The sequence below is a fragment of the Rhodospirillum sp. A1_3_36 genome (assembly GCF_047263945.1).
Taxonomy (GTDB): Bacteria; Pseudomonadota; Alphaproteobacteria; order Rhodospirillales; family Rhodospirillaceae; genus Rhodospirillum.
Map to the genome: position 1 here is coordinate 420,079 of NZ_JBLAVB010000002.1, position 21,061 is coordinate 441,139.

At 59.2% G+C, this 21,061-nt stretch carries 24 protein-coding genes; 16 read left to right on the forward strand and 8 right to left on the reverse strand.

Going from position 1 to position 21,061, the window contains the following annotated elements; translation table 11 throughout:
* Window positions 1–3 precede the first annotated feature (3 nt).
* Entirely contained in the window at window positions 4–1,050 is a 1,047-nt protein-coding gene (gene hemE / locus ACLIRY_RS06390; RefSeq protein WP_413204525.1) for a uroporphyrinogen decarboxylase, read from the reverse strand.
* A 591-nt stretch (window positions 1,051–1,641) separates the two neighbouring features.
* Between hemE and ACLIRY_RS06395 the strand changes: the two genes are divergently transcribed.
* The 6 genes from ACLIRY_RS06395 (at window position 1,642) to dnaQ (ending at window position 6,833) form a co-directional block, all read left to right on the forward strand.
* The gene (locus ACLIRY_RS06395; RefSeq protein ID WP_413204526.1) at window positions 1,642–3,015 is read left to right on the forward strand and encodes a multicopper oxidase family protein; all 1,374 of its coding nucleotides are present in this window, start codon (window positions 1,642–1,644) and stop codon (window positions 3,013–3,015) included.
* Window positions 3,016–3,112: 97 nt separating this feature from the next.
* Entirely contained in the window at window positions 3,113–3,940 is an 828-nt protein-coding gene (locus tag ACLIRY_RS06400; RefSeq protein WP_413204527.1) for a pyruvate, water dikinase regulatory protein, read from the forward strand.
* Window positions 3,940–4,566, forward strand: coding sequence for a Maf family protein (locus tag ACLIRY_RS06405; protein WP_413204528.1), 627 nt, complete (start codon window positions 3,940–3,942; stop codon window positions 4,564–4,566). The genes ACLIRY_RS06400 and ACLIRY_RS06405 overlap by 1 nt, the downstream gene beginning before the upstream one ends.
* On the forward strand, window positions 4,563–5,414 hold the full coding sequence (locus tag ACLIRY_RS06410) for a shikimate dehydrogenase (RefSeq protein ID WP_413204529.1): 852 nt from the start codon (window positions 4,563–4,565) through the stop codon (window positions 5,412–5,414). Before ACLIRY_RS06405 ends, ACLIRY_RS06410 begins: the two co-directional genes overlap by 4 nt.
* A 5-nt stretch (window positions 5,415–5,419) precedes the next feature.
* Window positions 5,420–6,088, forward strand: a complete 669-nt coding sequence (coaE, locus tag ACLIRY_RS06415) for a dephospho-CoA kinase (RefSeq protein ID WP_413204782.1) — start codon at window positions 5,420–5,422, stop codon at window positions 6,086–6,088.
* Between the two features lie 52 nt (window positions 6,089–6,140).
* Window positions 6,141–6,833 (forward strand): DNA polymerase III subunit epsilon, encoded by a 693-nt coding sequence (gene dnaQ, locus ACLIRY_RS06420; protein ID WP_413204530.1) that lies wholly within the window; start codon window positions 6,141–6,143, stop codon window positions 6,831–6,833.
* A 213-nt stretch (window positions 6,834–7,046) separates the two neighbouring features.
* On the opposite strand, the gene secB is transcribed toward dnaQ, so the two are convergent.
* Window positions 7,047–7,514 (reverse strand): protein-export chaperone SecB, encoded by a 468-nt coding sequence (gene secB, locus ACLIRY_RS06425; RefSeq protein WP_413204531.1) that lies wholly within the window; start codon window positions 7,512–7,514, stop codon window positions 7,047–7,049.
* Between the two features lie 82 nt (window positions 7,515–7,596).
* Window positions 7,597–8,154, reverse strand: coding sequence for an FxsA family protein (locus ACLIRY_RS06430; protein WP_413204532.1), 558 nt, complete (start codon window positions 8,152–8,154; stop codon window positions 7,597–7,599).
* 387 nt (window positions 8,155–8,541) lie between these two features.
* Between ACLIRY_RS06430 and ACLIRY_RS06435 the strand changes: the two genes are divergently transcribed.
* The 9 genes from ACLIRY_RS06435 to ACLIRY_RS06475 all read left to right on the forward strand — a co-directional run bounded on the left by ACLIRY_RS06435 (window position 8,542) and on the right by ACLIRY_RS06475 (window position 15,357).
* Window positions 8,542–9,216 carry a Tim44/TimA family putative adaptor protein gene (locus ACLIRY_RS06435; RefSeq protein ID WP_413204533.1) on the forward strand — a complete coding sequence of 225 codons (675 nt, stop codon included), beginning with the start codon at window positions 8,542–8,544 and terminating at the stop codon, window positions 9,214–9,216.
* A 2-nt stretch (window positions 9,217–9,218) separates the two neighbouring features.
* Window positions 9,219–10,424, forward strand: coding sequence for a murein transglycosylase A (locus ACLIRY_RS06440; protein ID WP_413204783.1), 1,206 nt, complete (start codon window positions 9,219–9,221; stop codon window positions 10,422–10,424).
* A 109-nt stretch (window positions 10,425–10,533) separates the two neighbouring features.
* Window positions 10,534–11,322: a (Fe-S)-binding protein gene (locus tag ACLIRY_RS06445; RefSeq protein ID WP_413204534.1), complete on the forward strand. Its 789-nt coding sequence runs from the start codon at window positions 10,534–10,536 to the stop codon at window positions 11,320–11,322.
* A gap of 83 nt (window positions 11,323–11,405) precedes the next feature.
* Entirely contained in the window at window positions 11,406–12,830 is a 1,425-nt protein-coding gene (locus tag ACLIRY_RS06450; protein ID WP_413204535.1) for a LutB/LldF family L-lactate oxidation iron-sulfur protein, read from the forward strand.
* A gap of 85 nt (window positions 12,831–12,915) precedes the next feature.
* On the forward strand, window positions 12,916–13,458 hold the full coding sequence (locus ACLIRY_RS06455) for a hypothetical protein (RefSeq protein ID WP_413204536.1): 543 nt from the start codon (window positions 12,916–12,918) through the stop codon (window positions 13,456–13,458).
* Window positions 13,459–13,485: 27 nt separating this feature from the next.
* Window positions 13,486–14,157, forward strand: a complete 672-nt coding sequence (locus tag ACLIRY_RS06460) for a LutC/YkgG family protein (protein ID WP_413204537.1) — start codon at window positions 13,486–13,488, stop codon at window positions 14,155–14,157.
* Window positions 14,144–14,731, forward strand: a complete 588-nt coding sequence (locus ACLIRY_RS06465) for a Smr/MutS family protein (protein ID WP_413204538.1) — start codon at window positions 14,144–14,146, stop codon at window positions 14,729–14,731. The genes ACLIRY_RS06460 and ACLIRY_RS06465 overlap by 14 nt, the downstream gene beginning before the upstream one ends.
* Entirely contained in the window at window positions 14,728–15,090 is a 363-nt protein-coding gene (locus ACLIRY_RS06470) for a helix-turn-helix domain-containing protein (protein WP_413204539.1), read from the forward strand. The genes ACLIRY_RS06465 and ACLIRY_RS06470 overlap by 4 nt, the downstream gene beginning before the upstream one ends.
* A gap of 36 nt (window positions 15,091–15,126) precedes the next feature.
* Window positions 15,127–15,357 carry a hypothetical protein gene (locus ACLIRY_RS06475; protein WP_413204540.1) on the forward strand — a complete coding sequence of 77 codons (231 nt, stop codon included), beginning with the start codon at window positions 15,127–15,129 and terminating at the stop codon, window positions 15,355–15,357.
* Window positions 15,358–15,724: 367 nt separating this feature from the next.
* Here ACLIRY_RS06475 and hslU read toward each other — a convergent pair whose 3' ends face one another.
* The 5 genes from hslU to ACLIRY_RS06500 all read right to left on the reverse strand — a co-directional run bounded on the left by hslU (window position 15,725) and on the right by ACLIRY_RS06500 (window position 20,037).
* Window positions 15,725–17,035 (reverse strand): ATP-dependent protease ATPase subunit HslU, encoded by a 1,311-nt coding sequence (gene hslU / locus ACLIRY_RS06480; protein ID WP_413204541.1) that lies wholly within the window; start codon window positions 17,033–17,035, stop codon window positions 15,725–15,727.
* On the reverse strand, window positions 17,032–17,586 hold the full coding sequence (gene hslV / locus ACLIRY_RS06485; protein WP_413204542.1) for an ATP-dependent protease subunit HslV: 555 nt from the start codon (window positions 17,584–17,586) through the stop codon (window positions 17,032–17,034). The genes hslU and hslV overlap by 4 nt, the downstream gene beginning before the upstream one ends.
* A 101-nt stretch (window positions 17,587–17,687) precedes the next feature.
* The gene (locus ACLIRY_RS06490) at window positions 17,688–17,960 is read right to left on the reverse strand and encodes a hypothetical protein (RefSeq protein ID WP_413204543.1); all 273 of its coding nucleotides are present in this window, start codon (window positions 17,958–17,960) and stop codon (window positions 17,688–17,690) included.
* A 173-nt stretch (window positions 17,961–18,133) separates the two neighbouring features.
* A complete protein-coding gene (locus ACLIRY_RS06495) occupies window positions 18,134–18,877 on the reverse strand; it encodes a cobalt-precorrin-6A reductase (RefSeq protein ID WP_413204544.1) in 744 nt (247 codons plus the stop codon).
* An 83-nt stretch (window positions 18,878–18,960) separates the two neighbouring features.
* Complete coding sequence (locus ACLIRY_RS06500; protein ID WP_413204545.1) at window positions 18,961–20,037, reverse strand: cobalt-precorrin-5B (C(1))-methyltransferase; 1,077 nt, start codon at window positions 20,035–20,037, stop codon at window positions 18,961–18,963.
* 144 nt (window positions 20,038–20,181) lie between these two features.
* On the opposite strand from ACLIRY_RS06500, the gene cobA reads away from it, so the two are divergent.
* Entirely contained in the window at window positions 20,182–21,057 is an 876-nt protein-coding gene (gene cobA, locus ACLIRY_RS06505; protein ID WP_413204546.1) for a uroporphyrinogen-III C-methyltransferase, read from the forward strand.
* Window positions 21,058–21,061: the final 4 nt, after the last annotated feature.

The following is a 21,061-nucleotide window of genomic DNA, read 5'->3' on the forward strand; positions in this document are numbered from 1 at the left end:
AGGTTAAACGCCCTGCCGTACCACATCCACCAATCGCGCCACGTGTTCGGGCGGGGTCTGGGGCACAATGCCATGTCCCAGGTTAAAAATATGGGGTCCTCCACGCAGGGCTTCCATGATTGTCCGCGCCGCAGCGTCCATGGCCTCCCCTCCGGCCACCAACAGGATGGGGTCCAGATTGCCCTGGACTGCACAATGGGGCTGCAGGTGTTTGGCCGCCCAACTGGGCGGAACAGCGGTGTCGATACCGACGCAGTCAACCTTGGTGAGTTTCACAAAATCCTCGTAGAGCACACCGGCTCCCTTCGGGAACCCGATGACTGGTACGCCGGGCCGCTTCTCGTGGATCACTTGGGTGATCTGGGCAATGGGATCGATCACCCAGGCCCGGAATTGCGTTTCCGGCAAGGCGCCGGCCCAAGTGTCAAACAGCTGAACCACCTCGGCCCCAGCATCAATCTGCGCGATTAAATAATCGGTGGTGGCTTCGACCAACAGGGCCATCAGCCGGGCGAAGGCCTTGGGTCGACCATACATCCAGCTTTTGGCCGTCGCAAAATCCTTACTGGAGCCCCCCTCCAGCATATAGGTCGCAACAGTCCAGGGCGCGCCCGCAAAGCCAATCAAGGCTGTGCTTTCGGGGATCGCCTTGGCCAGCCCAGCAACTGTCTTGAAAACAGGGGCGAGCCGGTCTCGGATCCCAGCGGGGTCAAGGCGATCGATGGCGTCCACATCCTTCAAAGCGTCGAGGACAGGTCCTTCCCCCTGTTTGAAGGCCACGTCCTGACCCAGGCCATGGGGAATGACCAGAATGTCGGAAAACAGGATGGCCGCGTCAAAATGATACCGGCGGAGAGGTTGGAGGGTCACTTCCACGGCCAAATCCGGCGTGTAACATAGATCAAGAAAGCCCCCAGCCTTCTCCCGCGTCTCGCGATATTCAGGCAGATATCGCCCCGCTTGACGCATGAGCCAGATGGGTGGCGGGGAAACACTCTCGCCAGCAAGGACGCGTAGGAAAGGTTTATCGATGTTGGCGGAGAGGGTCACGGAATGGCTCCCTTGATAGCTGGCCAGGGTGAGAAAGGTGGGTATGGGTCGGCTGGATCCGAGGGTTTGAGTTTTCCTCCTTAATATAAAAGGAAATTAAAAGAAAAGAGTGGTGGTAGTTGTTGATCCCTGTGGATAACGAGGATCCCCGTTATTCCAAATTTTATCCACAGGTGCGACCGGAAAGAGAGCTTTGTGGATAACTATGGTGAAAAGCGGGGATAAAACGTCGAGACTCCGCAGAAACCCTTGTGGAAAAGCGTGGAGGAAAACTTGAGAAGAGTGGGAATGAGTCTTCTTATGCACCCCATGCCCGATTCTGCGGTGCGGCAAAAAGCCTTATCCCCAGGGGGACCGTCAGCCGGATAAACGAAAGGTCAAGGTGTGTGGTTTTTCACCCCTCTCCCTGCAGGGTCGAGTTTTCCCCGGGATCAGATGTTTTCCACAGGCGTTTTGAAGAAGAAACAGGGGCAGGCCGGGGGGCTGCGGCCTCTGCCCGGAATGAGAGAGCGAAAGTCCAGAAAGGGGTTGTGGTTTATAGAGAATAAGAATTATTATCATTTATGATTTACGGGTATACGGGGTGGACTCATGAACCGTCGTCACTTTCTTCTCTCATCCGGGGCAGCTCTGGGATTGGGCATGGTTGGATGGGCCAGCCGTGCGAGTGCCTTGCCTCCCCGGTTGACCATTCAGACCGCACGCTATGCGCTGAGTGATGCACCAACAGAAGGCATGGTCAGCCTGTCCCCCGATGCCCCACCCCCTGTGTTACGGGTTCGGCAAGGGGAGGTCTTTTCGGTTGATGTGACCAATACCTTGGCCGACATGACGGCCATGCACTGGCATGGTCTACGGGTGCCAAATAAAATGGATGGTGTCCCCTATCTGACCCAATTTCCGATCGGGCAGGATGAGACCTTTCGCTATGCCTTCACGGCCCGTGATGCTGGAACCTACTGGTATCATCCCCATTGCAATACGATGGAGCAGATGGCCCGGGGCCTCACCGGCGTGCTCATTGTCGAGGAGGCGGAAGACCCCGGGTTTGACGAGGATCTTCCCATCAATCTTAGGGATTTTCGGTTGGGCAAAGATGGTCAATTCATTGACCTCTACACTGCCCGGGGCGCAGCCCGATCCGGCACCTTTGGCACCGTGATGACCTCCAATTGGCAACGGGAGCCGCTCTATGATTTGCCAGCGGGGGGATTGGTACGTCTTCGCCTAGTTGTGACCGATACGACCCGCGTCTATCAGATCCATCTGCCCAAAGTGGAGGGACAGGTGATCGCGATGGACGGTCACCCCCTTGAGGAAGCCCTGCCCTGGCCAACGGCCGAGGCTCCCCTTTTCGTTGGTCCAGGCCAACGGGTCGATTTGGCCATTCGCATGCCCGGCGAGGAAGGAACGGAAATTGTCGTTCTGAATACGCAGCCCGGCGGACCACGCACCCTTGCCCGCCTAAGGGCTAAGGGACAGGATGCGGGACGTCACTTGGCCGAACTGAAACCCCTTGCGCCCAATCCGCTTTCGAGACCGGTTTTGGACAGCGCAGAATTGATCGAGTTTGTCTTCGGCTGGTCGCCCAGTGACACCCCCCCAAATAATGGGTTCTGCGGATCTCTTGGCTATACGTTTTGGTCCATCAACCGGGTGGCCTGGCCGGGGGATGCCGCCGGGGGAGGACCGTTGGCCACGTTGGAGCGTGGTAAAAGCTATATATTACGACTTCGCAATGAAAGTCCAAATGACCACCCAATTCATCTGCACGGCCTCACGTTCCTTCCTCTCAAGTCGAACCTGCGTCCCATTGCTTCGAATTGGACTGATACGGCCTTGCTTCTGAAACAGGAGACCATCGACATCGCGCTTGTGGCGGATAATCCCGGCGATTGGGCGTTCCACTGCCATGTGATCGAACACCAGAAAACGGGGCTAACCGGATATTTACGGGTGACGTGAGACCTGAAAGCTCCCCTCTCCGGATTCTTTCCTGGCATTCCCATTGGCCAGGATTTGATTTATGAGTGCAAGGTGCCCTCTCTGGAAGGATCAACCCTTGCCTCAGCGATCCCATCACATTCATCTGGTTTCCGACGCCACAGGCGAAACGGTCAGCAATGTGGTCCGTGCCTGTTTGGTTCAATTCGAAGATGTGCGGGTGATTCACCATCGATGGTGGCTGTTGCGGTCGATGGGTCAGGTCACCCGGGTGGTTGAAGGGATCCGCCGGGATCCGGGAATGGTGGTCTGCACGGTGGTTGATCCCCAACTCCGGGGTGTGGTGGAAGACGCCTGCCGGGAGTTGAACGTGCCCTGTGTGCCCTTGCTCGATCCGGTGATGAATGCGCTGTCTCGCCTGTTCGAGGCCAAGGGCCATCGTCAACCCGGCCGTCAACATACCTTGGATGAAGGCTATTTCGACCGGATCGAGGCCATGCATTTCGCCCTTGCCCTCGACGACGGTCAATCCCTTGACCGATTGAACGAAGCCGAAGTGGTGGTGGTGGGGGTCTCCCGCACCTCCAAGACCCCAACGAGCATGTTTCTGGCCAACAAGGGTATCCGGGCGGCGAATGTGCCCCTGGTTCCCGGTATTGATCCCCCTGAACAGCTCTTGGCCCTGTCTGGTCCGCTCGTCGTTGGGCTGACCCGGGATCCAAAAAGCTTGGCCGATATCCGACGCACCCGCTTGCGGATGATGCGCCAGGATGACGCCACCGATTATGCGGATCTGGAAAAGGTCTATCAGGAAGTGACGGAAGCCCGACGCCTCTACGCTCGCATGGGCTGGGTGACCATTGATGTCACCCGGAAATCCATCGAGGAAGTGGCCGCGACCATCATGCAGAAACTGGGGACAAACCCCTGGGAAGGAGGCCGTTGATGACGCAAACCCAACCACCAGCGTCATCCGCACCAACCGTTATTCTGGCATCGGGCAGTGCTCACCGGGCGCGGTTGCTCACCGATGCGGGGATCCCCTTCGTCGCCGAGCCTCCTCGGGTGGATGAGGAGACCATCAAACAGTCTTTGAAGGCAGAGGGGGCCTCGGCCATGGACGCAGCGATTGTCCTGGCCGAGTTCAAGGCTCGCCGCCTGTCCCAATCCCATCCCGACGCTCTGGTAATCGGTGGAGATCAAATACCCGACTTAGAGGGAAAGTGGCTGGGGAAACCGGCGTCCCTGGTTGCAGCGCGCGAGCAACTGATAGCCCTGCGGGGAAAGACCCATGTTCTGGAAACCGCTGTAGTCCTTCTGCGTGGTGGCGAGAGAATCTGGCACCATGTCGCCCGTCCCAGATTAACCGTCAGGACCTTCTCCGACGATTTTTTGAACCGATATTTGGCGGACGCCGGGCCGGACGTGCTGTCCTGTGCCGGGTCTTATCAGGTGGAGGGGGTGGGGATTCAATTGTTCTCCGCGATTGAGGGCGATACCTTTGCCATCCAGGGCTTGCCCCTGTTGCCCCTTGTCGATGTTCTGCGTCTCCATGGAGTCCTCATCCCATGATCACTGGAAAAGCCCGTGTGGCCGCGATCATTGGCTGGCCGGTTTCCCATTCCCTGTCACCGGTGGTGCATGGAACCTGGTTGGCTCGCCATGGGATCGATGGGGCCTATGTGCCTCTGTCGGTCCAACCGGAGAGGGCGGAACAGGCCTTTCGTGCCCTGCCCGCCCTTGGCTTCGCTGGCGCCAATGTCACCGTACCCCATAAGGTCACGGCCATGGGCTGTATGGATGCAGTGACCGAACGCGCCCGACGTATTGGGGCCATCAACACGATTATCTGTGAGCCGGATGGCTCCATGGTGGGGGACAATACGGACGGATATGGCTTTCTTCAGAATGTCCTGCAGGCCCATCCGGACTGGGATCCTGCGGCGCGTGCTGCAGTGGTTCTGGGTGCTGGGGGTGGGGCCCGGGCGATTTGCGCGACCCTACTGGATGTGGGCTGCCCCCGTTTGACCCTGGTGAACCGCAACCGAGGGCGGGCAGACGCCCTGGCCGAGGACCTGGGCGGTCCCATTACCGTAACCGATTGGACGGGCCTGCCCCATGCCTTGGAGGGGGCCGGGATCCTGGTCAATACCACCTCCCTGGGTATGCAGGGACAGCCCCCCTTGGAGATCGACCTCGGCGCTCTTTCTGCCTCCACATTGGTGAATGATATCGTCTATGCCCCGTTGGAGACGGATTTGCTCCGCCGGGCGCGGGATCGGGAGTGCCGGGTGGTTGATGGTCTGGGGATGCTTCTGCATCAGGCGCGACCCGCTTTTGAAGCTTGGTTCGGCATCAATCCACAAGTGGATGAAGACCTGAGGAGACGGGTTCTGGAGGCCAGGAAGGTTCGGACGTGACCCGCATGGGACAGGGACGGACCGGGGACCACCTCAGGGAAAAACTCGCCCGGCGCCATCGACCCCTGGTCGTGATCGGCCTGACCGGATCCATTGGCATGGGGAAAAGCACCTGTGCGGCCATGGCCCGCCGCCTGGGGATCCTGGTTCACGACGCCGATGCCACCGTTCATGGATTGATGGGGCCAGGTGGACAGGCCGTGGCCCCCGTGGAGGCCGCCTTTCCCGGCGTGACCGGTTCCGATGGGGGGATTGATCGCAAGGCTCTGGGCACACGGGTTTTTGGTGACACACCAGCGTTGACGCGGTTGGAAGCCATCCTCCACCCTAAGGTGCGAAAGGCGGAACGGCGGTTTTTGCGGCAAGCCGCTCTTCGCGGTGCCAACCCGGTGATCCTGGATATTCCCCTACTCTTCGAAACCCGGGGGGAGAACCGTTGTGATCTGGTTATGGTCGTGACGGCACCCCAGTTCCTGCAAACCCAGCGGGTGCTGCGCCGACCCCGTATGACCCGGGAAACCCTTGATCGGATCCGGTCCCGCCAGACATCTGACCTCTTGAAGCGGCGGGGCGCTGATGTGATCATCCCGACCGGGCTTGGCATGCGTCCGGCGGGGACGGTCTTGAAACGGGCGATCCGTCTGGCCCGGGCCGGAGCCCGCCGCCCGCTGTAACGCGGGCTTCAGCCAATGAACCGCCCTCAGAACCAAAGGACACTTCTTCCCCATGCGCGAAATCGTTCTGGATACGGAAACCACGGGTTTGGACCCCAAGGACGGCCACCGCATCGTGGAAATCGGATGCGTGGAGTTGGTGAACCACATGCCCACCGGGGGTGAGCTGCACCTTTACATTAACCCCGAACGGGACATGCCGGCGGAGGCATTCCGGGTCCACGGCCTGTCGGAGGATTTCCTGTCCGATAAACCTCTGTTTGCCGATATTGCACAAGAATTCCTGGATTTTGTGGATGAGGATCCTTTGGTGATTCACAACGCCGCCTTCGACATGAAGTTTTTGAACGCGGAATTGGCCGCCATTGGCCGCCCGATCCTGCCAAAGGATCGGGCCATCGACACGTTGCGCATGGCTCAAACCAAGTTTCCCGGGGCCCAAAGCAACCTGGATGCCCTGTGTCGTCGGTTTGGTATCGATAATTCGGCCCGGACCAAGCACGGAGCCTTGATGGACTCCCTCCTGCTCGCCGAAGTCTATCTGGAGCTGATCGGAGGGCGCCAACCCGGCTTGGCTCTCGCCGCCAATGAGAGCGCCGGTTTCCAGGTGGCAAAGGTGAACCGCCCCTATCGGGAGCCTCGCCCCCACGCGCCGAGTTCTGAGGAATTGGACGCCCATGCGGCTTTCCTGGAAAAGGTGAAGGATCCCCTTTGGGCAAAGCTGGCGCCGGAAAACCAGTCTTGAGGCCGCAGATCAAAGGTCCTTGAGCCTTTCCTTTCTGAACGGGGCCCGGGGCCTCAGGCCCCAGCGGGGAGCGGGGCAGAGCTCCGCAGGCGGAAAAAAAAGCCCCCGGGCGGAGACACCGCACCGGGGGCTTTTTTTGACCGCAAGAGCATCGAGCGGAAAAGTGGGAGCCGGTTTTCCGGCCCACTCGATGTTCAACCAGTTGAATCTAGATCAGTTTTTGGTCGCGTCCTTGGCTTCCGCCTGGGCCTGATTGGCCAGTTCGCGGTTGCGATACATGGCGGCGAAATCCAGGGGCTGGATCATCAGCGGCGGGAAGCCACCGTCGCGGGTCAGGTCGGACAGAATATTCCGTGCGAAAGGGAACATCAGGCGGGGAACCTCGATCAGCAGCACCGGGTTGACGTGCTCCTCGGGCAGGTTCAGCGTGACCACGGCGCAGTAGTCGAGTTCGCAGATGAAGGCGATCTTGTCTTTCACCCGGCCTTCGATCCGGAAATGCAGGGTGACCTCGTAGAAACGCTCACCCACGGCAACGGCTTTGACGTCGACGTTGATGGGAACTTCGGGCTGACCGTCCATTTCCGTGAAAATCCGAGGGGCGTTCGGAACTTCAAAGGACAGATCTTTGATGTACTGACCATTGACGATCAGGGGGGGCTGCTGGTTTTCCTCGCTCATGGGAATCCTCGTCGTGAAAGGGATTAATCTCTGATCTCGTTTGACCCGGGATGGGGATCAGTACCACGGAGCCGGTTGCCGCTCAACCGCCCGAACCGGGAGGGTCCTGGGGACCCTTGACCCAAGGAGAGTGTCCGTTTCGCGGTTCCTCATCGGATGGGGGGGGAGCTTCCCCAGGCGTCACATCCACGAAATCGCCGTCGATGATATCGGGTCGTCCCGACGGGGTGCTCCCCGGTCCCCGGGTCGGACCAGGACTTCCCTGCGCTCCGCCCATATGAACCTGGGTCTTAACCCGAGTTGACAGGAAGCCACGCAGGGCCGTGCGCACGGGTGGCATCAGAAGAAGCAGGCCCATCGCATCGGTGACAAACCCTGGCGTCAGAAGCAGAACACCTGCCACGAGCAAACAGGCGCCGTCGAAGATTTCCTTCACCGGCAGGGCACCCGCGTCCAAATTGGCCCGGGCTTTGGCGAGGGTCGCCAATCCCTGATGACGCAACAGGGCCGTCCCGGCCATGGCCGTCAACAGAACCGTGGCGATGGTGGGCCAGAGGCCGATGAGATCCCCTACCCGAATGAAAACGGCGATTTCCAGAATGGGAATGCCAATAAAGAGGAGGAGAAGGATGGGTCCCATGCTTGCCGGTCTCCCTATGGGGAATTATGTAGAAGAAGGATGGGAACCAGGGCACTGGCGCTTCCGGTCCCCTTTCGCCTTAACGGTCCAATCCGGATCCGGTTCCTCAACAATGATTGCGCTTGCCACCATCAAACAGAACGAAAGCGTGGACGGACACAGCCGAGTGCTGGCACCTTAAACCGGTTCCCCGGGCCCTGCCAAGGAAAGGCCAGTCATCGGGCTTTTTCGGAGACACGATCCGAATATGGCTTCCGAATATGGCTCTGGTTTTTCCTCGGAATGGGATATTCCCCCGGTGGCTTGTGGAATTCCACAACTCCCCGGTGGTGAAGGGCGCCCGCATGCGTTAGTCTGCCCTTATCTCGAACCCAGGCTATGACGGATATGAACGAAGGTTTCCAATACATCGACATCATCGTGATCGCCATGGTGGCGGCCTTTCTTGTCCTGCGTTTGCGCAGTGTCCTCGGACGGCGAACGGGGGAGGAAAAGCAACGGTTTGACCCGACAGCCGGACCGGGGGCACCCGAGAGCGGCGGTCGGGACAACGTGATCGATCTACCGGGTCGCGGGCCGGTGGCGAGCGAGGCGGCGGACGGAACCGTTGCTGGGGGCCTGACCCAGATTCAATTGGCCGACCCTTCCTTTGATCCGAATGGCTTTGTGGCCGGTGCCCAGGGTGCCTTCAAAATGATTCTGTCCGCCTTTGCCGAAGGTGACAAAGCGACCCTGAAACCTCTCCTGGCTGGCGAAGTCTACCAAAACTTCGTTCGGGCCATCGACGAGCGGGAGGCGGCTGACGAAACCATGGAGACGGAACTCATCTCCATGAAGACCGTGGCCATAACGGAAGCCCGGATGGAGGGATCCGATGCCCTCGTCACTGTCACCTTTAAGACGGAACAGGTGAACATCATCAAAAACTCCGATGGGCAGGTCGTCGATGGCGATCCCAATACGGTGGAACAGGTGACAGACATCTGGACGTTCCGACGCGATACCAACTCCGGCGATCCCAATTGGGAACTGCTCGCCACCCGTGTTCCCGACGAGGCGTGATCATGGTCCAGGGGGGGAGGATTGCAGGCGCCTTTCGGGGAACGGTGGCGGGTTTTGTGGTTGGTGCGATCGGTCTTTTGGTCGGATGTGAAAGCCCGGATTTGATCGACGGCAAGTCGGAAACCAAGGCGCGATATCGACCGGTTGCGATGTCAGAGCTGCCCGGTTGGTCCCAAGACAGTATGGCCGACGCCCTGCCCGCCTTTCTGCGCTCCTGTACCATGTTTTCTTCCATGAAGCCGGGGGACTCCATTGGCCCCTCTGCGATCGGCTCTCGGGTCGGGGATTGGCAGGCGGCCTGCGCTGCGGCCCGGATGGTGCCCTTGGGCGATTCCACGCAGGCGCGCCGCTTGTTCGCCGATCATTTTCAGGCCTGGGAAGTGACAGGACCGAATGGACCAACCGGAACCTTCACTGGATATTACGAAGCCACTCTGGACGGATCCTTTGAACGGACGGCCATTTACAATACGCCAATTTACGGGGTTCCCAGGGACTTGCGTATGGACGGCTCCAAGGGTATGCGCGATCGGCAGGGCAGACTGGAGCCCTATCCGGATCGGGAGGCCATCGAGACCGGTGCCATTGATGGGGTGGCTCCCGTCTTGCTCTGGGCGCGGGATCCCGTCGATGTGCATATGCTCCATATCCAAGGGTCTGGACAGGTCCGCTTGCCCGACGGTCGTATTCAGCGGATTGGCTATGCCGCCAACAACGGCCACCGCTTTGTTGGCATCGGGCGTTTAATGCGTGACCGGGGGCTTGGCGATGGCGCGTCCATGCCCGCAATCCGGGCCTGGCTGCGAGCCAATCCGGACCAAGGAATTGCGCTGATGCGCGAAAATCCCCGCTTCATTTTCTTCCGGTTGGTTGCTGGCGACGGCCCCATTGGGGCGCAGGGTGTCCCCCTGACACCGGAACGGAGCTTGGCGGTGGATAAGCGCTCCATCCCCCTGGGTGCTCCGGTTTGGCTGACGACGACCGATGCCCAAGGGCAGAGAATAAGGCGGTTGATGGTGGCCCAGGATACGGGCAGTGCCATCACGGGCGCTGTGCGCGGCGACTTCTTTTGGGGCGGTGGAGAGCAAGCCCTATACCACGCGGGGGGAATGAAGTCGCCCGGGCGGTATTGGCTGTTGGTTCCCCGAAGCGACACCTTGGCCCGACGTCCCTTCTCCACCGTCCCGTTCGACCCCAAAACCTTGTAAAAAGGGACGGTTGCGGTCATTTTGATGACTGAGGTGGTGCTGCGGCTTCTGTGTCTTCCGCATGTCTGCGCCCTTCTCCGCCCCAGTTCTCAGATTTATTGGATGACCCATGGTGACTTCCTCCGCTTATGGTCCCCGGGTGGGATTTTTTATCACCTGCGTGGCCGATCTGTTTCGACCCACGGTGGGGTTTGCGGCCATTTCCCTCCTTCAGAAGGCAGGGTGCCAGGTGGAGGTTCCTCCGGACCAGACCTGTTGTGGACAACCCGCATTCAATAGTGGCGCCAAGGCCATGGCGCAAACCCAGGCCCGACGGGTGATCGAGACCTTCGAGAGCTATGAGTATCTGGTTGCGCCGTCGGGCAGTTGCATGGGGATGGTCAAAGAGCACTATCCTCAGCTCCTTGCCAATGATCCCGCCTATGCCGAACGGGCGAAAGCCCTGGCAGCCAAGAGTCACGAACTGTTGTCATTTCTAACCGATGTCCTTGATTGGGACGATATCGACGCCCGTTTCGATGAAGTGGTGACCTACCATGACACCTGCTCCGGCTTGCGGGAGCTGGGAATCAAGGATCAGCCTCGGCGGTTGTTGGCCAAGGTTCGGGGATTGGAATTGCGGGAGTTGACGTCGGCCGAGGAATGCTGTGGGTTTGGCGGGACGTTTTGCGTCAAATACCCGGAGATTTCCGACCGGATGGTTTCAGAGAAGATCAAAGACGCCCAAAAAACGGGGGCGACAACCCTTCTGGGTGGGGATACCAGTTGTTTGCTGAACATCGCGGGAAAAGCCGAACGGATGAAAGCACCATTAAAGGTGCGCCATGTGGTGGAGATCCTGGCAGGTATGGCCGATGGTTCCGCCATGGGTGAAGGGGAAGAGGGAACCAAGGGGTAGCCTCTGTTTCCCGTGACGATGTTTCACGTGAAACACACAACACCGACGGATCCCAAAAAGAACGAGAAAGCGGAAACAGATCCATGGACGCGACCACCCACAGCTTCAAGGATAACGTCAAAGTCGCCCTGGCGAATGAGACCCTTGTCCATTCCCTGGAAACCATGAAAACCGGGTTTCGGGCCAGGCGGGCCGTGGCCGTGGAACGACTGCCCGAATTCGAAGAACTTCGGGACGCGGGCCGGGATTTGAAAAACCATGTCCTGGAAAACCTCGACTATTACCTGGAGACCTTTGAAGCCAAAGTTTTGGAATCGGGTGGCAAGGTCCACTGGTGCCGAGATTCCGAAGAGGCCCGAAAGACGGTTTTGGATATTTGCCGTGCGGCGAATGCAAAAACCGTTACCAAGGGGAAGTCCATGATCTCTGAGGAGATGGGGCTCAACGCCTATTTGGAGGAGAATGGTGTCACTCCGGTGGAGACGGACCTGGGAGAGTACATCATCCAACTTCGCCATGAACATCCCAGCCACATCATTGCGCCGGCCATTCATGTTCGGAAGTTTCAGGTGGCAGAGGCCTTTCGGGAGGCCCACCCCCAATATGCCGCCGATCGACCGTTGGAGGAGCCCCGAGAACTCTTGGACGAAGCCAGGGATGTTCTGCGGTCCAGTTTCCTTGGTGCCGATGTTGGCATCACGGGTGCGAATATGTTGGTCGCCGAGACAGGGTCTACGGTCATTGTCACCAACGAAGGCAACGGTGACCTGACTCAGTTGTTGCCCAAGGTTCATGTGGTTCTGGCCAGTTTGGAAAAGATCGTCCCAACCTTGGAGGATGCGTCCTTGGTCCTCCGCTTGCTGGCGCGTTCTGCCACGGGACAGGAGATGAGTTCCTACACGACCTTCTCCAACGGCCCGCGGCGATCCGAGGATCCCGATGGTCCCGAGGCGTTTCACGTGATTCTATTGGATAATGGGCGCTCCAATATGATCGGAACCGAATTTCAGGACATGCTGCGCTGTATCCGCTGTGCGGCCTGTATGAACCATTGCCCCGTCTATGGCGCCATTGGTGGCCATGCCTATGGGTGGGTCTATCCCGGTCCCATGGGTGCCGTTTTGACTCCCGGTTTATTGGGGCTTGAAGGTGCCACGCACCTGCCCAATGCGTCTTCCCTTTGTGGTCGATGCGAGGAGGTCTGCCCCATGCGTATCCCTCTCCCCAAGATGCTGCGCCACTGGCGGGAAAAGGAATTCGAACGCCATTTGACTCCCAAGGGCGCGCGCTTTGGGTTGGGATTTTGGTCTTTCCTGGCACAACGGCCGGGCCTATATCGTCTGGGAACCCGCATGGCTGCTCGAATACTCAAATCGTTTGGGGGAAAGCGCGGGCATATCAGGGGATTGGGTCTTGCCAATGGCTGGACGGCGGTACGGGATCTGCCAGCGCCGGAAGGTCGGACTTTCATGGACCGATGGGCAGACGGCGAGCGGCCGCGACATTAAACCCCTCCGCTTCCAGTCGAGAAACCGGTTCGTTCTTTTATGCATGACGCTCCGAACCGCGCGGCTTCGCGGGGGAAACGTTGAAATGGCGCAATCACCTACCATTCGAGACGGCAAGATGAAGGCCCTGGAGCGGGACATGGGATTTCACGAGCGGATCCGCGTCGCCCATGAAACAGGGCTCATCCACATCTACACAAACTTTAATCACTTGAACCGGGGCGGATCCCCCGTTTTCAGTGTGGTGGATAACTTGGTCCCTCTGTTGATCTTGATTTTGATCAGTGTGGCCCTGTTGTTTATCCACTTTCTTTTAGGCATAGTGGGCCTAGTGGCCAGCGTTATCCTCTATGTGATGGTCATTCGGCCTTGGATCGCGACCCGATTGCGGGACCGCACCGTGCAAAAGATGATGAGTGATTTGCACCAGTGGCGGCAACTTTGGGCTTTTGGGGGAATTGTCATTACCCTGGCCCAAAATCCGCGTGTGGGATGTACGGCGCCGGATTCGGACTGGCGGGCCATGGCCCGAAAGTTTACGGTCGACCAAGATCCCGATGGACAAGCGACCCATCAGGCCTTCAAGGGAGAGAGGGGTGCGGATTCGTCCTCCTCCATTTACAATTGACCAAGAGAAACCAAGGAAGATACCGATATGACTGCGGCCCGAGACGCCATTTTAGGGGGGATTCGCCGGTCCCTGCGTCGGGGACCTCTGTCCGACGCAGATGTGGCGGTCGGACCTGGCGCTCGCTTGGAAGCGAAAGCGCCGGTTCTGGTGCCAGAACGCGCCAAGGGAACGCCTGCCGAGTTGGTGGACCGTTTTTTGACCATGGCCCAGGAAGCTGCGGCCACGGTCGAGCGGATCCCGGATAGGGAGGCCCTGCCCGGCGCCATCGCCACCTATTTAAAGGATCGGAATCTGTCCACCGAACTGGTGGCCAGCGCCGACCCCGAATTGGACGGTTTGGCGGGCCATGGGATGCTGACGGTCAAACGGGGTTTGCCTTCGCCTGCGGATACGGTTTCCGTCGTTCCCGCCCTTTGTGGTTTGGCGGAAACCGGAACACTGATGCTATCCTCAAGTGCAACAAGGGCCTCGACCCTGAATTTCCTGCCTGAAACCCATATTGTCGTTCTGAAGACCTCCGATGTGGTTGGGGGGTTGGAGGAGGCCTGGGCGATGCTTCGTGCCCAGGGTTCCACACCCCGGACGGTGAATTTCATCACTGGACCCTCGCGGACCGGTGATATCGAACAGACACTCCAAATGGGGGCCCATGGCCCCCTGCGGCTGCATATTCTTCTGGTCGATGAGACGCCGTGACCGCAAGCTGACCGCTGACGAGGAACGTCTCTGGCGGGAAGTGGCTCGCTCAGTGGCACCCCTCCGTCCCCGGAAGGCCCTGGAAGAAGAGGAAGGGAGTCCCAAAGACACAGCGAGGGCGGTGGAAGACGGACCGCCTCCGGGCGGCGCGCACCCGGCTCGGGTGATCCCGCCTCCGAAAACAAAGCCCACCCGTCTGAATGCCCTGGCTGACCTGACTTCCGGCCATTTGGTCGATATGGATGGACGGACTGCTTCCCGTTTGAAGCGGGGACGGCTTGAGATTGATGGGCGTATTGATCTCCACGGCATGACTCAGGAGTCTGCCCACAGCGCCTTGCGGGCCTTTATCCGTCGAGGACATGGGGTGGGGTGGCGTTGCATTTTGGTCATCACCGGCAAGGGCCAACGGGCGGAAGGGGGGATCGGTGTTTTGCGCCGTGCCGTGCCGCTTTGGCTCAATGGGGGAGACTTGCGCCCATTGATCCTGGGCTTTTCGGCCGCTCGACCCCAGCATGGGGGGGACGGGGCGTTGTATGTCATGTTGAAACGCAAGGAACGGATGCTTCCATGACGCCGTTTGGCGCACGCCTCAGGGCTTTGCGAGCGGCACGGGGCCTGACGTTGAAGGCCATGGCCGAGCAGCTCGATCTCTCCTCCGCTTACCTTTCGGCTCTGGAACACGGTCGACGGGGTCGCCCGACACCGGGTTTGGTCATGGAAATCTGCGGTATTTTGGGTCTGATTTGGGATGAAGCAGAGGAATTAAAGCGCCTGGCGGTTAAGTCCCATCCCAAGGTGGTGGTCGATACCGGAGGCCTGTCCCCGGCCATGACCCTTTTGGCCCATGAGTTTGCGGAAAGTCTGGGCCATCTGAACGACGACGATATCGGTCAAATTCGTACCGTTTTAAGCAATGCACGCGGACGCTAGAAAGAAAGTAAAGTCCCTGGGCCAATTGGACTTTACGTGGATGACACCCTGCTGAGGGGATCCATCGGGTTTGCGATGGGATGCGGATCCATTTCCATCCCCATGGACGCGGGATCCTTAGTCGCTCCTGCAGCGCGAACGGTCCTGGAAGACTATGTGAAGGTGGTTGTCCCCCTGCCGCATGAGCCCACTTTGGACGACATGCGTGCGCAAGAACTAAAAGGCTTGGTGTCTGTCAAGACCGAAGACCTTACAGGTCTCATGTAGGTAACAGATGCATTTGTCGTGAAAATAAATGCCATGCCAGGAACGAAAGCCAAGATTACTTTCCGAGATCCTGAGGGAAAAGACATGGTGGATCAAAGGATATATGGTGGCTTTTATCGGGATTCGATAGAACCAGGTTGTGGGAATGTGAGCGCCATTCTGTCTGTTGCAATAGAGGACTTGATAAAGTCAATCACGACGCGAATGGCAGATGGATTTATGAAAAGTACCCTGGCTCATTGATTTCAAGGACAAAATCATCCCGCATGAACTGAAGATCATGCGGGATGATGGCGTCGAGAAACGGTGTTAGATTGGCAAGCGGACGCGGTGTTTCACGTGAAGCAAATCACCGCTTCAGAGTCCGTTACAGGATAAACTTGGACAGATCGGCCTTAGCAGCCAATTCTCCCACCCGCTGCTGGACCATTTCCGGAGTGATGGTGATGGTCTCCCCGCTCTGTTCCGAGGCTCCAAAGCTGATGTCTTCCAGCAGGCGCTCGAGCACAGTATGGAGGCGACGGGCACCGATATTCTCCACGGAGCGATTGATTTCCGTGGCAATGGCGGCGATGGCCTCCACCGTCTCGTCTGGGAACTCCAGGGTCACCTCCTCGGTCAGGAGCAGGGCCTTGTACTGCTTGATGAGACTGGCTTCCGGTTCCAGAAGAATGCGCTTGAAGTCCTCCGCCGTGAGGGCTTTCAGCTCCACGCGAATGGGCAGGCGGCCTTGAAGCTCCGGCAGAAGGTCCGAAGGTTTGGCGATGTGGAACGCGCCTGAAGCAATGAACAGGATATGGTCGGTCTTGACCGCACCGTGCTTGGTGGTGACCGTGGTCCCTTCGATCAGCGGCAACAGGTCGCGCTGCACGCCTTCCCGGCTGACGTCTCCTCCCTTCCGTTCGGCACTGGCGGCGATCTTGTCAATTTCGTCGAGGAAGACGATGCCTTGCTGCTCGACGGAGGAGATGGCGTCCTTGACCACCTGTTCCTCGTCGAGAAGCTTATCCGCCTCTTCCCGCAGCAGCACCTCATAGGAATCAGACACCTTCATTTTGCGCGCCTTGGTGCGGCCACCGAAAGCTTTCCCGAAAATGTCATTGAGGTTCATCATCCCCATCTGGGCACCGGGCATGCCGGGAATGTCCAGGGTTGGCATGGACAAGGCCCCGGTGTCCTGGACCTGCAGCTCGATCTCCTTCTCGTCGAGCTGGCCTTCCCGGAGCATCTTGCGGAACTTCTGGCGGGTCTCCTGAGAGGCGCTTTCGCCCACCAGAGCATCCAGGACCCGCTCTTCCGCATTGGCTTCCGCCTTGGAATGGACGTCCTTGCGCAGGCGCTCCCTCTGAATGCCAATGGCATTTTCCAGAAGGTCGCGGATGATGCTTTCCACGTCGCGGCCCACATAGCCCACTTCGGTGAACTTGGTGGCTTCCACTTTAAGGAAAGGGGCCTGGGCCAGCTTGGCGAGGCGGCGGGCGATCTCCGTCTTGCCTACGCCGGTGGGACCGATCATCAGAATGTTCTTCGGCTGAACCTCGTCTCGCAGGGTTTCCGCCAACTGCTGACGGCGCCAGCGGTTGCGCAGGGCGATGGCGACGGCGCGCTTGGCCTCCCCTTGACCGACGATGAAGCGGTCCAGTTCGGAGACGATCTCTCGGGGGGTGAAGGCGGTCATAGGGTTTCCACGGTCAGATTATGGTTGGTGTAGATGCAGATGTCAGCCGCGATGCCGAGTGCTTTGCGTGCGATAGCTTCGGGCTCCATGTCCATGTCGATCAGGGCCCGGGCGGCGGCCAGGGCGTAGGAGCCGCCCGATCCGATACCGATTAGCCCGTCTTCGGGCTCCAGCACGTCGCCAGTGCCTGTCAGCACCAGGGAGACGTCCTTGTCGGCCACGGCCATCATGGCCTCCAGGCGGCGCAGATAGCGGTCTGTGCGCCAATCCTTGGCCATCTCCACGCAGGCGCGGGTGAGCTGGCCGGGATACTGCTCCAGCTTGGCTTCCAGCCGTTCAAACAGGGTGAAGGCATCGGCGGTGGCGCCCGCGAACCCGGCGATCACCGAGCCACCCGCCAGGGGGCGCACTTTGCGGGCATTGGCTTTCATCACCGTATTGCCAAAACTGACTTGGCCGTCACCGGCGATGACCACCTTACCCTCTCGGCGAACCGAGAGGATGGTGGTGCCGTGCCAGGTGATGGATTCAGGGGAAGAAGAATTGGACATGGAAACCCTTTCGTCGAAGCGTGACGACAAGATGGGAGGGTTCCCAAGCCCGGGTCAAGTGCTGGGCTGATGATCCTCTGTGATGGTTTTCCAAACCCGAATTAAAACGGAGGGTTGGCATCCGCCGTTCTTATGTTCCCATCCACCTTGATCCAGCTGTCCGTATGGCTGGCGACGGTGTCCGGAGCGCATTTGTACCAATAGACCATCTTGTCACCGGGACGGGTGGCAACAACCCGGACCCGGTTTCGGCCTGCGGTCATGGCCGCAGCCATACGGCAGCGCTCGACGCTTGGATAGGCGTAATCCACCATGGTGAAGGTACAGACGGAATTCAGGGATCCCACGCAGGACAACACGATCAAACCGATCATTTGCTTCTCCCCTATTTCTATTCAGCGAACTGGGCCACAAACTGAAGCCAGAGACCGAGAACTGAGATGGAAGACACAACGGGATGTCATAAGACTGACATGAAGCGGCGCGGAAATGAAGCGCAAAAAGTGCGCTTTGATCAGATTGTTGATTCCCTTGGCTGGTTTTTTTCCTATCCAACCTTCCGTGTTTGGCGGATCCAGGGCTCTATGGCAGAGGGATCGGTGGTCAGGGGTCCGGCGTCCAGGGGGGGGCGGTCAATCATCACAACGGGCAATCCCAGGGTTCTCGCCGCGTCTAGCTTGGCCCATCCAGATCGTCCTCCGCTGTTCTTACAGACCAGACAATCGGCATTGAGACGGCGCAACAGGGTGGTTTCTTCCCCAGGTGTAAAGGGTCCCCGACCGTGGACGAGGGTCCATTCAGAGACGGGGGCGTCACCCTGAATCAGGCGGAGGATGGGGGTGATCTTCGGCACCTTGGCAAAGATTTCAGCGTCCCGTCGCCCGAGCGCAAGGAAGGGTCGACAGCCCAAATCGGGGAAGAGGGCTGCGGCTTCCATCGTGCTTGCGCGATGGATCCAGTGGTCCCCAGGGCCGGAGGTCCAGGCAGGTCGTTGGAAAATTATATGCGGAATATCAAGGTGTTCACAGGCAATTTTGGCATGGTTTGTGATGGTGGTGGCGAAGGGGTGGGTGCCGTCAACCAAATGGGTTACGCCGGTTTCCCGTAAGAATTGGGTCAACCCTTCCACACCGCCAAACCCACCTATTCGGTGAGGGACGACTAAGGGGCGTCGGGTCGGAGCCAAACCCGCCAAAGAGTATAGACAATCGAATACTGATTGCAGTTTTATCGTTAAATCATAGGCTTCCGGCGTACCGCCAAGAATGAGGATTAAGATTTTATGAGCCATCGGAAAAATCCGTTGCTAAGACCGAAACGGTCAGTCTTATAAAACTACGAATGAAGTTATGAAGACAGGGGCCTGGGTCCCAATCAGGACTGATCGGTTCGGGCGAGGATGGATCCGTCCCTCCCGAACGCAATGACATGGATTTCTGGTCCTCCTCCCACACAGGCCAGGGCCGTCGCCCGGGCACGGCGTGCGATGACCCCGGCCAGATCCAGGCCTTCCCGGTTCGCGACGGCCAAAGCAACGGCGGAGGTGGCACCCTTTTGGGCTTCGCAAACGGCGCTGTAAGGTGCGCCCAGGTCCCGCAGGATGGCGGCCAGGGCTGTCATATCGACGGTGGATCGACTGGAATGCAAGTCCAAATGGCCCTGGGCCAGTTTGGTCAATTTGCCAAACCCGCCAGCCAGGGTGAAGCGGGCAACGGGTTGGCGGCGCAGGTATTTCAACACAGCTCCGGCAAAATCGCCCATGTCGATCAAGGCTTCCTCTGGTAAGGAAAACAGTTTCTGAACAGAGGCTTCCGAGGTGCGTCCCGTTGATCCGACAAGGTGATCCAGACCGATGGCCCGGGCCACATCGATCCCCCTGTGGATGGAATGGATCCAGGCGGCGCAGGAAAAGGGTACGACGACACCGGTCGTTCCTAGGACGGATAGACCTTCGACTATACCTAAACGGGGATTTAACGTCCTTTTAGCTATATCCACTCCTCCGGGAATGGATAAGGTGACTTCGGCGTCGGCGCCCACGCCCAGGCGTGCGGCTTCAGCTTGAAGATTGGCCGTGATTTGCGCACGGGGGCCAGGGTTGATTGCCGGTTCTCCCGGAGGCAGAGGGAGGCCCGGTTTGGTGATCCGTCCCACACCTTCTCCGGCTCGGAAGACCAAACCATTGCTCTCGTGCAATAAACGGAGGGTAGCTTGGATTTCCAACCCGTGGGTTACGTCGGGATCGTCCCCGGCATCTTTGATGATTCCCACCCTCGCCCGTCCCTCAATCCACTCCGCCCGGGCGAGCGGGAAGGTCGGTGTCCGGCCCCTGGGCAGAGCGATGGTGACGGGGTCGGGAAACTGTCCGGTGACGAGGGCCCGGAAGGCCGCAAGGGCGGCTGCCGTGGCACAGGCACCGGTGGTCCAGCCGGATCGAAGCGTTTTTTCCATAGGTGCCAGTCTATCTCCAGCACGCGCCAAGAAAAAACCTTATCCCTTGAGGGGTTCGGTGATTCATGATTGGAGGTCTGATGAAGATCACTTTTTCATTCGACTTTGTGGAAACCGGATCCGGACCAGTGTAGCGTGCGGCCCATGAACGAGACAAATCCCCTCGCCCCCTTGGGCCTCACCCTGCCGCCGGTGGAACCGGGCTGGGTCTGGCTTGTGGGTGCCGGTCCGGGCGATCCCGGATTGTTGACCCTACTCGCTGTTCACGCCCTTGGTCAGGCCGACGTGGTTGTTCACGATGCCCTCGTGGATGGTCGCGTTCTCGCCCTCGCCAGGGTGGGATCGGAGATCATCCATGCGGGAAAGAGAGGGGGAAAACCCTCCCCCAGCCAGCCCGATATTTCCCAACGGTTGGTGGATCTGGCCCGGGCCGGAAAACGGGTCGTGCGCCTGAAGGGCGGTGATCCCTTTGTCTTCGGACGGGGAGCGGAGGAAGCCCAAACCTTGGTTCGTGCGGGGATCCCCTTCCGCGTGGTTCCGGGCGTGACGGCGGGGATCGGGGGATTGGCCTATGCCGGGATCCCGGCGACAACGCGGGAAACCAATGCGGCGGTGACCTTTGTCACGGGTCATGCGGCGACAGGCGACGTTCCTGACAACTTTGATTGGGGCGCTTTGGCTCGCGCGCCGGTGCTGGTGTTCTATATGGCATTGAAGCATTTGGCCGTGATCACGGAGCGCCTGATGGCCCATGGGCGCGGTGCAGACACTCCGGTGGCCTTCATCACCGACGCCACGACTGCAGCCCAAAAAGTTCATATCTCCACCCTGTCTGGAGCCGTGGAGACCCGGGACCGCTTGGCCTTGGCACCTCCCGCCCTGTTCGTTGTGGGCGAGGTTGTTCCGCTGTCGAAGGAATTGTCCTGGTGGCAGGCACCCGAGGCCCCCCAGGATGGGGGCATCTGGACCGGCCCCATGGAAGCCCGGTCTCCCCGCTTCTCCCCTCTCGGATCCGGATAGCGTT

What these genes read in the sequence shown, in the direction of transcription:
- ACLIRY_RS06410 (WP_413204529.1), top strand. Translation starts at nt 4,563, where the DNA reads ATGATCACTGGAAAAGCCCGTGTGGCCGCGATCATTGGCTGGCCGGTT.
- ACLIRY_RS06465 (WP_413204538.1), top strand. Translation starts at nt 14,144, where the DNA reads ATGAGACGCCGTGACCGCAAGCTGACCGCTGACGAGGAACGTCTCTGG.
- coaE (WP_413204782.1), top strand. Translation starts at nt 5,420, where the DNA reads ATGGGACAGGGACGGACCGGGGACCACCTCAGGGAAAAACTCGCCCGG.
- ACLIRY_RS06440 (WP_413204783.1), top strand. Translation starts at nt 9,219, where the DNA reads ATGGTCCAGGGGGGGAGGATTGCAGGCGCCTTTCGGGGAACGGTGGCG.
- dnaQ (WP_413204530.1), top strand. Translation starts at nt 6,141, where the DNA reads ATGCGCGAAATCGTTCTGGATACGGAAACCACGGGTTTGGACCCCAAG.
- hslU (WP_413204541.1), bottom strand. Translation starts at nt 17,035, where the DNA reads ATGACCGCCTTCACCCCCCGAGAGATCGTCTCCGAACTGGACCGCTTC.
- ACLIRY_RS06455 (WP_413204536.1), top strand. Translation starts at nt 12,916, where the DNA reads ATGGCGCAATCACCTACCATTCGAGACGGCAAGATGAAGGCCCTGGAG.
- ACLIRY_RS06435 (WP_413204533.1), top strand. Translation starts at nt 8,542, where the DNA reads ATGAACGAAGGTTTCCAATACATCGACATCATCGTGATCGCCATGGTG.
- ACLIRY_RS06430 (WP_413204532.1), bottom strand. Translation starts at nt 8,154, where the DNA reads ATGGGACCCATCCTTCTCCTCCTCTTTATTGGCATTCCCATTCTGGAA.
- hslV (WP_413204542.1), bottom strand. Translation starts at nt 17,586, where the DNA reads ATGTCCAATTCTTCTTCCCCTGAATCCATCACCTGGCACGGCACCACC.
- ACLIRY_RS06490 (WP_413204543.1), bottom strand. Translation starts at nt 17,960, where the DNA reads ATGATCGGTTTGATCGTGTTGTCCTGCGTGGGATCCCTGAATTCCGTC.
- ACLIRY_RS06500 (WP_413204545.1), bottom strand. Translation starts at nt 20,037, where the DNA reads ATGGAAAAAACGCTTCGATCCGGCTGGACCACCGGTGCCTGTGCCACG.
- ACLIRY_RS06445 (WP_413204534.1), top strand. Translation starts at nt 10,534, where the DNA reads ATGGTGACTTCCTCCGCTTATGGTCCCCGGGTGGGATTTTTTATCACC.
- ACLIRY_RS06470 (WP_413204539.1), top strand. Translation starts at nt 14,728, where the DNA reads ATGACGCCGTTTGGCGCACGCCTCAGGGCTTTGCGAGCGGCACGGGGC.
- ACLIRY_RS06495 (WP_413204544.1), bottom strand. Translation starts at nt 18,877, where the DNA reads ATGGCTCATAAAATCTTAATCCTCATTCTTGGCGGTACGCCGGAAGCC.
- ACLIRY_RS06405 (WP_413204528.1), top strand. Translation starts at nt 3,940, where the DNA reads ATGACGCAAACCCAACCACCAGCGTCATCCGCACCAACCGTTATTCTG.
- ACLIRY_RS06460 (WP_413204537.1), top strand. Translation starts at nt 13,486, where the DNA reads ATGACTGCGGCCCGAGACGCCATTTTAGGGGGGATTCGCCGGTCCCTG.
- ACLIRY_RS06450 (WP_413204535.1), top strand. Translation starts at nt 11,406, where the DNA reads ATGGACGCGACCACCCACAGCTTCAAGGATAACGTCAAAGTCGCCCTG.
- secB (WP_413204531.1), bottom strand. Translation starts at nt 7,514, where the DNA reads ATGAGCGAGGAAAACCAGCAGCCCCCCCTGATCGTCAATGGTCAGTAC.
- ACLIRY_RS06395 (WP_413204526.1), top strand. Translation starts at nt 1,642, where the DNA reads ATGAACCGTCGTCACTTTCTTCTCTCATCCGGGGCAGCTCTGGGATTG.
- cobA (WP_413204546.1), top strand. Translation starts at nt 20,182, where the DNA reads ATGAACGAGACAAATCCCCTCGCCCCCTTGGGCCTCACCCTGCCGCCG.